The sequence below is a fragment of the uncultured Fibrella sp. genome (assembly GCF_964250085.1).
GTDB lineage: Bacteria > Bacteroidota > Bacteroidia > Cytophagales > Spirosomataceae > Fibrella.
The window spans coordinates 175,919-189,286 of record NZ_CAXUEC010000005.1; the positions used below are offsets into that span (position 1 = coordinate 175,919).

The following is a 13,368-nucleotide window of genomic DNA, read 5'->3' on the forward strand; positions in this document are numbered from 1 at the left end:
CCGATTACAGAACCTGAAAACCGAACCGGTAGGGATCTGCTTCGTCCAGAATGATATGATTGTAGCCGTGGATGATCGCCCAGCCTTCAATGCTGGGGACGATGGCGGGCTTACCGCCGAGTTCAGTTTCCGCCTCGATCCGGCCGTTGAAAATGGAGCCGATAATGCTTTCGTGCACAAACGTTTCGCCGGGTTTCAACCGGCCCTGTGCGTACCACTGCGCCAGCCGGGCCGACGTACCGGTGCCGCAGGGAGAACGATCAATGGCTTTGTCACCGTAGAATACCGCGTTTCGGGCCGTTGAGGTCGATTGTAACGGAGCGCCCGTCCAGAGAATATGGCTCAGGCCGTTGATGGTTGGATTCTCGGGATGAATAAAGGTGTATTGTTCGTTCATGCGCTGGCGCACAACCCGCGCCCAGGCAATGAGTTGCTCTGCTTTGTAGTGTTCAAGGCCCGGAAAGTTGGGCTGCGGATCAACGATGGCGTAGAAGTTGCCGCCGTAGGCTACATCGACGGTCAACGTACCCAGGTCCGGGCAGTCGACGGTAAGTTTTTCGGCGGCGAGGTACGATTTAATGTTCGTGATCTTTACCGACTTCACTTTTTTGCCTTCCTGCACATACTCGGCTTTCACTAAACCGGCGGGCACTTCGAGGTACAGGACACCGGGCGTTTTAGGAACGATCAGGCCCTGTTCAATGGCGACCGTAACGGTGCCGATGGTGCCGTGGCCACACATGGGCAGGCAGCCCGATGTTTCGATAAACAGCACGCCCGCGTCGTTGGCCGGGTTGTTGGGCGGATACAGGATGCTGCCCGACATCATGTCGTGGCCACGCGGCTCGAACATCAGCGCTTTCCGAATCCAGTCGTACTCGCGCAAAAAATGTTGCCGCTTCTCGCTCATCGACTCACCGACGAGGTGCGGAATGCTGCCCCCCGTAACCACCCGCACAGGGTTACCACACGTATGGGCATCAATGCAGAAAAAATGAAAATCAGGCATAGGGAGGTCAATTAACAAGTAACAATGATCAATCAACAATGGCTTCGCTCATATACAGCCTGCCTCGCAAGACAGGGTTACTCAGCGTAGCCATTGATAACTGGTCATTGTTACTTGATCATTGGTAAGGTTGGTCGACAGGCTAGTTGGGTTTGGATGATTTGCCAGACCTGGGTACGTTCGTCGCCGATCAATGGGAGGCGGGGGGCGCGTACGTATTCAGAGCCGATGCCGGTGGCGGTGGCTGCCAGTTTGATGTACTGCACCAGTTTGGGGTGGATATCCAGTTCGAGCAGGGGCATAAACCACCGGTAGATGGCCAGAGCTTCGGTGATCTGCCCGGCTTTGGCCAGGTCATAAATAGCCATCGTTTCCTGCGGGAACGCATCGACCAGGCCGCCAACCCAGCCATCGCAGCCAAGAAGCAGGGCTTCCAGCGCCAGGGTGTCCACACCACCCATGAGCTTGAACCGATCGCCGAAGGCGTTGCGCATCCGGGTAATGTTGGTCAGGTCGCGGGTCGATTCTTTTACGGCCTGAATGTTATCGAACCTGGCCAGTTCTTCAAACATGGCCACGGTAGTCATGATCTTGTAATCGTATGGATTATTATAGATCATAACAGGCAACGCCGTTTCCGAAGCAACCGCTTTGAAATACGTGACCGTTTCGCGGGCATCGGCGGGGTAGCGCATGGGCGGCAACAGCATCAGGCCGTCGGCTCCGTTGGCTTCTGCTTCGTGGGCGCGGGCAATGGCCTGTTTCGTTGCCTGCTCGGCAATATTGACCAACACAGGAACGCTGCTTTCGCACACCGCCAGGGCCGACTGTAACAACTCGATCTTCTCGTCGTTGCCCAGCGTACTGGCCTCGCCCAGCGAACCGCCAAGGATAAAACCATGCACACCTGCGTCGAGCTGGGCGTGGAGATTCTTTTCAAACAGCGGCAGATCCAGTTCGTCGTTGGCCGTAAAAGGCGTCAGTAGTGCGGGATAGACCCCCTCCCATTTCACAGGTACGTTCATGCGGTATAGCAGTTTGCAAGTAGAACAAATAGTTAATCAAAAGTACAACTGGGAGCGACTACCGGGATGCCTCCTGGTTGAGCAATTCTAATACTATCTTCACCACAAAAGAGCAATAACCAAGGCAAAGTCGTACAAATAGGCCGAATATTCTTGGCAACTCCACGATCTGCCGGTGACTCCTTGCGTTCATTTGTAGCAGTTGAATATATTTAGTCCATGAAGCAATATCCACCCATTCAGACTGCTCCGCTCTTTCCGGTAGTGCATCGTAAATTGATCGAGTTACTCCGGCGATTATCGGCCGATGAGTGGCAGCGCGAAACCGTCTGTGCAGGCTGGACGGTGAAAGATATCGCATCGCACTTGCTGGATGGGTCGCTGCGAACGATTGCCCTCTACCGCGACGGCTATGCTGCGCCCGGTACGCCATCTATCCGCTCGTACCGCGACCTGGTCGATTACCTAAATCAACTCAACAACGACTGGGTACGTGCCACGCGGCGGATTAGCCCGGCAGTTTTGATCGATTGGCTAGACCAGTCGGAACGTGAAGGTGACGCGTTGCTTATGGCGTTGCCGCCCAACGAGCCAGCCGTGTTTTCGGTTGCCTGGGCCGGGCAGGCTGTGTCGCCCAACTGGTTTCACATAGCCCGCGAATACACCGAACGATGGCACCATCAACAGCAGATACGGCTGGCCGTTGGGCAAACGCAGGAACTGGAAACCAGCGAGTTGTATCAGCCTGTGCTCGACACGTTCATGCAGGCGTTGCCGTTCGCCTACCGCAACACCTCCGCCCCTACAGGTACGTTGCTTCAGATTTCGGTAGCTGACCTGTCAAATGGCGACTGGTTTTTACGCCGCGAAAAAGACGCCTGGCAACTGCTACCAACCGATGAAGGCAACCTGGATGGTGGTTCTTCGCCCGACACGCTCGTTCGCATCGACCGGTCATTTGCCTGGCAGCTTTTAACCCGGAACCTGTTGGCCAACGAGGCATCTTTACACGTTCAGATCGACGGTGACGAGGCGTTGGGGTGGCCGGTACTGGCGATGCGATCGGTAATGATGTAATTATCTCATTTTAAGGTATTTACGTCATGGCTTTACCAGTTGTAGCTATGCCATATCTCCAAGATATGGCATAGCTACAACTGGTAACAAGTCTAAAACAACGGTTTATTATCGCCTATTTTCTTGGCTCGTAGTAACGCTTCCAGGTAATAGTAGTCGGCATAGACGAGCGGCACATCCCGTTCAAAGGTTTTGGCGCCGGTGCTGTGCAGGAGCAGGAAACCGTGATTTTTGCCAACAGGCGACGCGTAACTTTTAGCCAGGCTCGTGATAACCTGTTCGGCCTTGGCGCGGTATGGCGTTCCAGGTACGTAGGTGCTTAGTTCAAAAAGTGCCGACGCCATTATGGCCGCCGCCGACACGTCGCGGGGCTCATTGGGAATGCCCGGCGCATCGAAATCATAATACGGAACCAGATCGGCGGGCATACGCGGGTGATCGAGCATGAAGCGGGCAATGGCTTGAGCCTGCTTCAGAAACTGTGGGTCTTTTGTTTCGCGATAGCAGACCGTATAGCCGTATAGCCCCCACGCCTGCCCCCGCGCCCAGGCCGACTCGTCGTTGAAGCCCTGATGCGTATTTTTCTTCAGCACCTTCCCGGTCAGCGTATCATAATCGACCACATGGTAGGAGCTATTGTCGGGCCGGTAATGGTTTTTCATGGTCATGCGGGCGTGGCTGACGGCGATCTTGTAGAACGTTGAATCGCCCGTGAGGCGGGTGGCAGCGAAGAGCAGTTCCAGGTTCATCATGTTGTCGATGATCACCGGGCACTGCCACACCTCTTTATGATGATCCCACGAGCGAATGATGCCCGCTGTTGGCTTAAACCGCGTGGCTAATGTCCTGGCCGCTTCGATGAGGATGGGGCGGTAGGCCGGGTCACGCGTCAGGCGGTAACCGTTACCGTAGCTGCAATACAGCTTGAAGCCCATGTCGTGGGTGCCGCCGTTTGTTTTTTCGCTCTCCAGCCGGTTGGTGAATGTACGCGCCTGATCGGCCCATTCTTTCTGGCCGGTGTATTCGTAGAGGTACCACAATTCACCGGGGAAAAAGCCGCTGGTCCAGTCGCGGGCGGCTACAGCTTGTAAAGCGCCTTCTGCCGTGAGGGTCCGGGGCGACACTAGGGCTGGTTTTCCGGCGGTCTGGGGTACGTTGGCCATTTCGACCAGCATCAGGCGTGTTTGCTGCTGGGCCTGATCGAACAGGGTTTTCAGCAGGCGCTGCGGCACGAAAGCCGACAGGTAGCAAATGGCGAGCAGACAGGCCGTGGTGCGTAGCGTAATTTTCATGAGGTAGGGCGACTGGTCAGAGTAAAATGGAGAGCATATATACCAACAAACTAACGATTAATACCAGCGATCCAACTTCGGCCAGGGTCAACGTGCTTCTATCTTTTCTCACAGTTGGAGCTTTTAGAATTTGATACTGCAAGTTTAGTATCGTCTATTTTTTTACTGGGTACGTCCAATGTTCATGGAGGAGGACAAATTGTTCAGCCGGGTGACAGAGCGTTCAAAAGGGTGGATTGATCGCTCCAATTGATACTATTCCATTATTTTATTGTCACATACCTACTACTATTGCTTTGTCGATGCCCAATAGCCTAGCTCAACTGCGTTGGTAGCCGACACTACGACTGTCCTTTACGCTGCTTACTGTTCTCTTTCTGGGGCACGTATCGGGTGGCCGTGTAGTCCATTACTCAGCCCTATTACCAATAAACTCATGCAAAAAACTGTATTCATGAATCTCTTGCTTCCGACAACATGTAGCTGGCTGGCACTTGCCCTGATCAGCGGTGTGGCGGTTGGCCAGACTGTTCCACCCGGCAGAGGACAGTCTGCCCCCACGCAGCAAGTGGCAACCTACAAGTTTAGTGGCCGGGTGCTGGACGAAAAAAATAGCGGGTTGCCCGGTGCTACGGTGGTGTTGAAAAACGACGCCCGTACGGGTACGACCTCCGATGTCGACGGAAAGTTTACCATTAGCGTTCCCAATGGCGGGGCTACGCTGGTGGTATCGGCTATTGGCTACCTGGCCAGAGAAATAGCGATCACCAGCGAAACAACCCTCGATGTGGCGATGGCTCCCGATACCAAGCTGCTCAACGAGGTGGTGGTTGTGGGTTATGGTACGCAGAAAAAAGAAAACCTGACGGGTGCCGTTGCCGCCATCACCATCGACGACAAGATCGCGAGCCGGTCATTAGCCAACGTGTCGTCGGGGCTGTCGGGTCTGATTCCGGGTTTATCGGTGCAGCAATCGACCGGGCAGGCGGGGCGCAGCGGCGCGGCGCTGGTTATTCGGGGGTTGGGTACGGTAAACAACTCGGGGCCGCTGATCGTGGTTGATGGACTGCCCGATGTTGACATCAACCGGATCGACATGAACGACGTGGCCAGCATTTCGGTCTTGAAAGATGCGGCGTCGGCCTCTGTTTACGGGTCGCGGGCGGCCAACGGGGTGGTATTGATCACGACCAAGAACGGGTCGGGCAACAAGAAACCCCTCATCAGCTACTCAGGTACGTATGGCCTCTCGCAGCCAACCAATTTCTACAACTATTTCGACGATTACGCCCGTTCGCTGACCATGCATTTGCGGGCTTCAGGCGCGGGTGCTTCCTCAACAACGTTTCGTTATGGCACGGTAGACGACTGGTTATCAAAGAGTTTGATTGACCCGATCAATTACCCCAGCACCAACTGGTGGGATGTTGTTTTGCGTGATCACGGTAAAATACAGACTCATAACCTGTCGGCATCCGGCGGAAACGATCGGGCAAATTTCTACTTATCGGCGGGCATGTATGATGAGCAGGGCATCCTGATCAACCACGATTTCAAGCGCTTCAACACCCGGTTCAACCTCGATTACAAGCTCAGCAACCAGATTAAAGTGGGCATTCGGATGGACGGGCAGTGGTCGAACCAGACGTATGCCAACTCGGAAGGGCTGATCGCCTATTCAGGCACCGGCGGGTACGATATCCGGTATGCAATTCCGGGCATTTTGCCGCAAAACCCGACCACGGACCAGTATGGTGGCGCGATGGCCTACGGTGAAGATGCACTGGCCTTCAACGCACTGGCGGCCTACAGCGTAAACCATAACCTACGCGACCGGCAGGAAATCAACGCCAACCTCTACGGCGAGTGGACGCCCATTACGGGTCTGACGGCGCGGCTCGACTACGGCCTGCGGTACTACAATCAGTTCACCAAGAGCTATTCGGACCCCACTGACGTATTCAATTTCCAGACCAACCAACTGTCGCGTAACCTCGTGTCGAGCAGCGCGGGAATCAGCAACGCTATCAACTCGGGCTATAAAACGCTGTTGCAGGGCCGACTTACCTACAGCAAAACGCTGTTTGGCAATCACCAATTGACGCTACTGGGTGCATATACGGAAGAATACTGGTTCAACCGCAACCTGTCGGCCAGCCGGCTGGAACGGATTAACCCGCTACTGAGCGAGATCGACGCGGCCCTGACAACTACCCAATCAGCCGGTGGCAATTCCGACGCCGAGGGGCTTCGGTCGGGTATCGGTCGCCTCAACTACGTGATCAACGACAAGTATCTGTTTGAGGTGAACGCCCGCTACGACGGGTCGAGCAAGTTCCTGCCGGGCTTCCAGTATGGGTTCTTTCCGTCGGCGTCGGTAGGCTGGCGTTTCTCGGAAGAGCCGTTCTTCAAGCCGTTCAGCGCGGTGGTGTCGTCGGCCAAAATTCGGGCGTCGATTGGTAAACTGGGCAACAACTCGGGCGTTGGCCGCTACGAACAGCGCGACATTTTCAACCTGACCAACTACATCCTGAACGGAAAGATTGCCAAGGGGTTCAGCTCATCGAAGATCATCAATGAAGACTTTTCGTGGGAAGAAACCAACGTGACCAACGTGGGTCTTGACCTGGCCTTTTTCGGCGGCAAACTGACGACCGACATTGATTTCTACAACAAACTGACGTCGGGCATGATCCGGCCATCGTCGCTGTCTTCGTTCCTGTCGGGCTACAACGCGCCCCGGGTCAACATCGGGCAGTTGAGCAATACGGGTCTGGAGGTGAATGTCACGTACCGGGCCAAAGTGCGGGATGCCAACGTAGGGGCCACGCTGAACATGGCCTGGAACAAGAACAAGTTGCTGGAATGGAACGAGTTTCTTAGCAAAGGCTATACGTACCTGAACCTCCCCTATCACTTCGTATACACCCGCGTGGCCACGGGCATTGCCCAAAGTTGGGAAGACATTGCCGCCGCACCTTACCAGGGACAGTACGTATCGCCGGGCGATGTGCTCTACAAAGACCTGAACGGCGACGGACAGATCAACGACGAAGACCGGATCGCCCAGCCGAAGTTCAACCGGGATCAGCCGCTGGGTACGTACGGACTGAACCTGTTTGGCAACTGGCGCGGATTCGATGTGAGCGTGCTGTGGCAGGGGGCTACCGGCCGCAAAGATTTCTGGCTCGAACCCTTCAACCAGGTCAACATTCCGTCGGCCCGGAACGCCTTCCAGGATTTCCTCTGGAACGATACCTGGACCCTCGACAACCGCAGTGCTTCGCTGCCCCGTCTGCTCACCGGTTCGGGGGGCAACAACCAGGCAGAGTCAACCTTCTGGCTGGATGATTTCAGCTACCTGCGGCTCAAAAACATTCAGTTTGGCTACAACGTACCCAGCAAATATGTCGGCCGCATCGGTGTGAGTAAGCTGCGGATCTATGCCACGGCCGAAAACCTGCTGACATTCAGTAAGTACCGGGGCGTTGATCCCGAAAAGAGTACCAGCGTGTCGGGTGCGGATAACAACGACGATCCATTCCCGCTGCTGAAATCGTACTCGTTCGGTCTAAACCTCAGCTTTTAATTATGCTTCGCTGTCATTAGGTGGTCATTATGCTTTGCTGTCATTGATGGTCATTTGTAGCAAAACCACCAATGACTACTTAATGACAGCGGAGTATAATGACCACCTAATGACACGAAGTAAATGACCACAAATGACCACTTCTTCTTATCATGAATCGATTGTATAAAGTATATATGCTGGTGGGTGTGCTGCTTGTGTCGGCGGCCTGTACCAAGGATCTGCTCGACCAGGTGCCCACCACCCAATTATCGGCTGATCTGTTCTGGAAAACGACCGCCGATGCCGTTGCTGCCGTAAACGGTGTCTACGACGCCAACCGCACCACCTTCGACCGCGATTATTATTTCGACGGTGCCGGTGAGTTTATGCACACGCGCGGCACCAGCAACAACCAGGGCTCGTTCAGCCCGAGTGCGCTGGGCTCTAACGGCAACTTCGGGTTTTTGTGGGGCGATTGCTACCGGGCCATCAACCGGGCCAACTACGTACTGGGTAATATAGGTACGTTGCGGTCGACCCTGACGTCTCCTACCGACTTGGCACTGATGAATCGGCTTGTAGCTGAAACCCGTTTCTTACGGGCCATCAACTACTTCCGGCTGATCGACTTGTGGGGCGACGTGCCTTATTTCACCAATAAGCTGAACGGCAATGCCGAGGCGTATACCCTCATCCGCACGCCCCGCGCTGCCGTTAAGGATTCGATCCTGGCCGACCTGACCTATGCCGCGTCCATTTTGCCGGAAACCTATTCGGGCGATAACCTTGGTCGGGCGTCGAAGCTGGCCGCCTGGGCATTCAGCGGCAAAGTGAACCTGTTCTGGGCTAGCTGGATGAAAAACGATGGCAACGCCTCCGAAGCGCAGAAATACTTTACGGCGGCTGCGGCTGATTTTAAGAAGGTTATCGACAAGAACATTCCGCTCTTCCGTAACGGCGATCCAGGTCCGGCCGACAATCCAAACTACTGGCATCTGTTCCAGTACTTCAACGAGTACGACCCCGAAATTATCTTCTCGGTGCAATTTGGCGGGCCGCTGCTCAGTCAGGGCGAAGAGTTATCGCGCGATTTTGGTAACCGTAACACGGGCTTCGGCCAGGTTTGGGTGGCGCCTACATTCCGGCTGGCCAACCGCTACCAGTTGACGAGCACCGGCGATTTTGCGCCCCCACTGGTCCTGAGCCGTACTACCACGTTGCTTAACAGTGCGACCAACCCGAAATCATACGAAGGCCGCGATTACCGCATGCGGGCCACGATGGTGTGGGACGGTCAGAAAATGGTGCAGCTCTCAACCGATGGCCTCACCGTTCTGCCCGACAGCCTGCCGTTCCGGTTCGGCAACCGCGACGGGGTAACCGCCATCAACTACGACGGCGCACCGGCGGGTTATGTGTTCCGCAAATGGGTACGTCAAACCGGAGGCATTGGCCGCAGCGACGGACCACAGGACATCTACCTGATGCGCCTGCCCGACGTGTGGCTGATGTACGCCGAAGCAGTCAATGAAGTGAATGGTGGGCCAACGCCCGAACTCTTCACGCTGCTCAACCGCATTCGTCGCCGGGGTAATCTGCCCCCGCTGAACGCCGCCAAGTTTGCCTCGAAGACCGAGTTTTTCAAGGCCATTGAGCAGGAGCGGATTATTGAGCTGGTGGGTGAAGGACAACGCTTCTTCGATATCCGCCGCTGGAAAAAAGCCGAAGAAATCTGGCCTGCGCCAAGCGGACAAGTCCTGTTCGACACCCAGGGTACCCGCGTCCGCGACGAATTCGTCAACGCCGACCTGCGTACCTACCAGCGGTACTACATCTTCCAGATTCCGCCGAGCGAAATCGAGGTAAACTCAAAAATCACCCAGAACATACCCTGGTTATAATCTTCAATCGTCTACATCCATGAAACGATCAACTCTTTATACGTACCTGGGATTATTGGCACTGGTTGGCCTTTTCTCCTGCGCGAAAGACCCGATTGACGACGCCGGCCTGCTCATCACCCAGCGTTCGCAGTGCTACATGACCTCGTTCGACCTGCTCGGCTCCGACCACCGGACTGTACTGGTAAGCGGCCTGACCAAAGTCGACACCACGGCCCTGACCGTGACCGCCACCGCCAAGTTTGGCACCAACATGCAACGCGTGAAGCCGTTTTGCAGCCTCGTCAGCGACGCCATCGTGGATGTACCGATGGGCGTCTGGACTGATTTTACGAAGCCGCAGGTCTATACGGTCATCTCGGGCAACCGGCAAGTGCGTAAAGCCTACACTGTTACGGTCACCCTTCAACAATAACCGCCATGCGCCAATCCTCATTTCTGTTGATTCCGGCCGTTTTGGCCTTGCTAACCACGGGTTGCCAGAAGGCTGTTGAGCCTCAGCAACTGCTTAAAAACGATTTGCTGAAGAAAACCACCGGCCCAGCCGTTGTCGGCGACCGGATCGAGTTTGCCTACGCCATCGGCACGCTGGAAGGCGATCTGAAAAACGTGCGGGCCGAAGCTACCGTAGCGGGGGCTGTCGGGACGGGTTTTAGCCGCAACTCCTGGTCGACCAACTACACGACCGGCGTCGATATGCCACGGCAAACAGCTACCGATACGTTGACGACTGGTACGGTTTCGACCGCCAATATTCTCGATGTAGCGACCAATAAGGCCGTTACGCTTCGTTACTATTATTATCCGTCGGCCGATGCGCAGGGAAAAGATGTGTCGTTCCGGTTCAGCGGCACCTCATCGACCGGCAAGGAAGTGAGCATTCAATCGCCCACCTATCGCATCAGCAGCATGGACATGAAACGGTCTATTGTGCTGGCCGATGGGGCCAAAGCGTACGTGTCGCTGGCCGACATGACGGCGTACACGAAAGCGGAAGTGGAACAGAACAACCTGGCCAGCAAAATTGATTTTGTGTACGTTTACCGGCCCACGATCAACACCTTCGCGTTTGGTCACGCGCTGGTAGCGCCCTCGAATCCCGATTACCTGAAAGACGTAACGTTACCCACCGGTCTGGCCAAACCCCGCACCTTGCTCGACAAGCGGGTAGACGTAAAAGATGCCCAGTTGCGCGGCACGGCCGGTTTCGACGTCTACATCGACGATATCGACCTGCAGCAAACGACCTTCACCAACGCCGCCGACTTTGCCTACGGACTAGCCGCCGACCAGGGCGCGTTCGTCAAATCGGCCGACGGAACCTACGCCGCTTATGTGTACGTCAACGCGGTGAACAATACGGCCAAGACCATGACTGTCAGCGTTAAACGATTGAAACTGAAGTAGTACTGGTTAATTGGTTGATTGGTTAACTGCTTCGCGCTCTAGGCCCTTCGACAGGCTCAGGGTGACAACTCACATCTAAACGTTGATGACCAACTTGGGTTAGAATGTCACCCTGAGCCTGTCGAAGGGCCTAGAGCGCGAAGCAGTTAACCAATTAACAAATCAACCAATCAACCAGCATCATGATACGACTGAATATCATAAGCACCTTCCTGCTGCTCATCTGCGTATTGACCGCTACCGCCCAGAAACCAGCCACCTTTCTGCTCGACGCGACGCTATTGCAGGCTAACAAACAACGCATTGCACAGGGAGACAAGCCGTTACTGACTTCGAAACAGGCGTTACTGGCTATGGCCGATAAGGCACTGACAAAGCCGGTTCATTCGGTTGTTGAAAAAACGAAGCTGCCTCCCAGCGGCGATAAGCACGATTACATGAGCGTTGGCCCCTACTGGTGGCCCGACTCAACAAAGCCGAATGGGCTGCCGTATATCCGCAAGGATGGGCAGATCAACCCGGAGCGGTACGCCATACAGGATGGAACGTACCTGAACGCCCTCTGCGACGATGTACAGGTACTGGCGCTGGCTTATTACTTCTCGAACGATGAGAACTACGCCCGCCGCGCGGCCGATCTGCTACGGGTCTGGTTTCTAAACAGCGACACCCGCATGAACCCAAACCTGAACTACGGGCAGGCTATTCCTGGCATCACCGAAGGGCGCGGCATCGGGTTGATCGATACCCGGATGCTGGCCAAACTGGTCGATGCCGTTCAACTACTGAAGGAATCAAAAGCATGGCCGCAGAAAGACCATGTGGCCCTACAAACCTGGTTCAGGCAGTTTTTGACCTGGATGCTGACAAGCCCCGTGGGAAAAGATGAGGAAGACGAGCACAACAACCACGGCACTTATTACGATTTTCAGACCGTCGCTTTCGCCCTGTTTCTGAACGATAAACCGCTGGCGAAACAGATGCTCGCGCAGAAAACCATGAAACGGATTCAGAGCCAGTTGAACGAAGATGGCAGTCAGCCGCACGAACTGGCCCGCACCCTCACCTGGGGCTATTCACTCATGAACCTGAAAGGCTTTTTCGGGCTGGCGCAACTGGCCGAAAAAGTGAATATCGACCTCTGGAACTACGAAACGGCGGATGGGAAGAGTATCAGGAAAGCGTATACCTGGATGCTGCCCTACGCTGAAGGCGAAAAGCCGTGGACGTTCCAGCAGATCAAAGACCTGCATCGCGAAGAATTTTTGCCGGTAAAAGTCGTTGCCAACTGGAAATACAAACGGGCTGGCGACATAGCAACCGCCTCAAAACCAACGGGTGACACCAGCTTGTTTACGCTGACAAATTCCCTGTTCTAGAAGTAATTCCCCTGCGCCGTGAACAAAAAAACGTCAGGCTCTGGACATGAGTCCAAAGTCTGACGTCCAGCGTCTGAAATCCGATAATTTATTTAATCGCTACGTGTTCGGTGAACTGCTTCTGCTCCGGCCCGTAGACGAACGTATACTCGCCAGTGGGTAATGAGCTTAGGTCGAACCGGTGCACTTCACCGCTGCTTCCGAACGACTTGGTAAAAACCAGTTCATTCATCCGGTCGTAGATGGCCACGTTCAGTGTTTTAACACCGGGCATCACCACTTCGTATTTGTTCTTGGCGTAGGCTACCAGCGCCGGACGAACCACCTCCGTCACGTTCTGGGCATCGACAGTTACCTGATCGTTCCGCACCAGAATGCCCTGCGACATCCAGAAATCATTGTTGGTGGCGGTTACGTAATAGCGACCATCTGGCAGGTTGGCCAGGTTCAATGATGTACCCCGATTATCTTTGGCACGAACGGCTCCCGAGTAGAGAACTGTCCCTGTCTGATCGATTACCGATACATCCATAGTTGCCCCGGCGGGCGTCTGCAACCGGATTTTCTTGATAGCTGATTTTACAATTTGAACCGGCGCACCCTGGGCCGGCGTCTGAGCCACGGCATTGCCAGCGGCGGTCAGTGTTAATGCTGCGGCGAGCATTGCGATTGTTACACGAATCTGTTTCATTGTTGATGTACAGTTG

At 54.9% G+C, this 13,368-nt stretch carries 10 protein-coding genes; 6 read left to right on the forward strand and 4 right to left on the reverse strand.

From position 1 onward, the window contains the following. Positions 1–4: 4 nt before the first annotated feature. Together ACFE8Q_RS17665 and ACFE8Q_RS17670 are read right to left on the reverse strand one after the other, a co-directional pair. Positions 5–1,009 (reverse strand): 4-hydroxyproline epimerase, encoded by a 1,005-nt coding sequence (locus ACFE8Q_RS17665; RefSeq protein ID WP_375446747.1) that lies wholly within the window; start codon positions 1,007–1,009, stop codon positions 5–7. Positions 1,010–1,119: 110 nt separating this feature from the next. Beyond that, on the reverse strand, positions 1,120–2,034 hold the full coding sequence (locus ACFE8Q_RS17670) for a dihydrodipicolinate synthase family protein (RefSeq protein WP_375446748.1): 915 nt from the start codon (positions 2,032–2,034) through the stop codon (positions 1,120–1,122). A gap of 219 nt (positions 2,035–2,253) precedes the next feature. Between ACFE8Q_RS17670 and ACFE8Q_RS17675 the strand changes: the two genes are divergently transcribed. Continuing rightward, complete coding sequence (locus ACFE8Q_RS17675; protein WP_375446749.1) at positions 2,254–3,111, forward strand: maleylpyruvate isomerase N-terminal domain-containing protein; 858 nt, start codon at positions 2,254–2,256, stop codon at positions 3,109–3,111. A 92-nt stretch (positions 3,112–3,203) separates the two neighbouring features. Here ACFE8Q_RS17675 and ACFE8Q_RS17680 read toward each other — a convergent pair whose 3' ends face one another. Next, on the reverse strand, positions 3,204–4,403 hold the full coding sequence (locus tag ACFE8Q_RS17680; RefSeq protein WP_375446750.1) for a glycoside hydrolase family 88 protein: 1,200 nt from the start codon (positions 4,401–4,403) through the stop codon (positions 3,204–3,206). 436 nt (positions 4,404–4,839) lie between these two features. Here ACFE8Q_RS17680 and ACFE8Q_RS17685 point away from each other — a divergent pair, with 436 nt between their 5' ends. The 5 genes from ACFE8Q_RS17685 to ACFE8Q_RS17705 all read left to right on the forward strand — a co-directional run bounded on the left by ACFE8Q_RS17685 (position 4,840) and on the right by ACFE8Q_RS17705 (position 12,661). Then, entirely contained in the window at positions 4,840–7,992 is a 3,153-nt protein-coding gene (locus ACFE8Q_RS17685; protein ID WP_375446751.1) for a SusC/RagA family TonB-linked outer membrane protein, read from the forward strand. Positions 7,993–8,144: 152 nt separating this feature from the next. Beyond that, complete coding sequence (locus tag ACFE8Q_RS17690; protein WP_375446752.1) at positions 8,145–9,875, forward strand: RagB/SusD family nutrient uptake outer membrane protein; 1,731 nt, start codon at positions 8,145–8,147, stop codon at positions 9,873–9,875. Between the two features lie 19 nt (positions 9,876–9,894). After that, positions 9,895–10,290, forward strand: coding sequence for a hypothetical protein (locus tag ACFE8Q_RS17695; RefSeq protein WP_375446753.1), 396 nt, complete (start codon positions 9,895–9,897; stop codon positions 10,288–10,290). A 5-nt stretch (positions 10,291–10,295) separates the two neighbouring features. After that, a complete protein-coding gene (locus tag ACFE8Q_RS17700) occupies positions 10,296–11,282 on the forward strand; it encodes a DUF4466 family protein (RefSeq protein WP_375446754.1) in 987 nt (328 codons plus the stop codon). Positions 11,283–11,464: 182 nt separating this feature from the next. Further along, on the forward strand, positions 11,465–12,661 hold the full coding sequence (locus tag ACFE8Q_RS17705) for an alginate lyase family protein (protein WP_375446755.1): 1,197 nt from the start codon (positions 11,465–11,467) through the stop codon (positions 12,659–12,661). An 88-nt stretch (positions 12,662–12,749) separates the two neighbouring features. On the opposite strand, the gene ACFE8Q_RS17710 is transcribed toward ACFE8Q_RS17705, so the two are convergent. Further along, the gene (locus ACFE8Q_RS17710; protein WP_375446756.1) at positions 12,750–13,352 is read right to left on the reverse strand and encodes a T9SS C-terminal target domain-containing protein; all 603 of its coding nucleotides are present in this window, start codon (positions 13,350–13,352) and stop codon (positions 12,750–12,752) included. Between the last annotated feature and the right edge of the window lie 16 nt (positions 13,353–13,368).

What these genes read in the sequence shown, in the direction of transcription:
- ACFE8Q_RS17665 (WP_375446747.1), bottom strand. Translation starts at nt 1,009, where the DNA reads ATGCCTGATTTTCATTTTTTCTGCATTGATGCCCATACGTGTGGTAAC.
- ACFE8Q_RS17680 (WP_375446750.1), bottom strand. Translation starts at nt 4,403, where the DNA reads ATGAAAATTACGCTACGCACCACGGCCTGTCTGCTCGCCATTTGCTAC.
- ACFE8Q_RS17705 (WP_375446755.1), top strand. Translation starts at nt 11,465, where the DNA reads ATGATACGACTGAATATCATAAGCACCTTCCTGCTGCTCATCTGCGTA.
- ACFE8Q_RS17685 (WP_375446751.1), top strand. Translation starts at nt 4,840, where the DNA reads ATGCAAAAAACTGTATTCATGAATCTCTTGCTTCCGACAACATGTAGC.
- ACFE8Q_RS17670 (WP_375446748.1), bottom strand. Translation starts at nt 2,034, where the DNA reads ATGAACGTACCTGTGAAATGGGAGGGGGTCTATCCCGCACTACTGACG.
- ACFE8Q_RS17710 (WP_375446756.1), bottom strand. Translation starts at nt 13,352, where the DNA reads ATGAAACAGATTCGTGTAACAATCGCAATGCTCGCCGCAGCATTAACA.
- ACFE8Q_RS17700 (WP_375446754.1), top strand. Translation starts at nt 10,296, where the DNA reads ATGCGCCAATCCTCATTTCTGTTGATTCCGGCCGTTTTGGCCTTGCTA.
- ACFE8Q_RS17675 (WP_375446749.1), top strand. Translation starts at nt 2,254, where the DNA reads ATGAAGCAATATCCACCCATTCAGACTGCTCCGCTCTTTCCGGTAGTG.
- ACFE8Q_RS17690 (WP_375446752.1), top strand. Translation starts at nt 8,145, where the DNA reads ATGAATCGATTGTATAAAGTATATATGCTGGTGGGTGTGCTGCTTGTG.
- ACFE8Q_RS17695 (WP_375446753.1), top strand. Translation starts at nt 9,895, where the DNA reads ATGAAACGATCAACTCTTTATACGTACCTGGGATTATTGGCACTGGTT.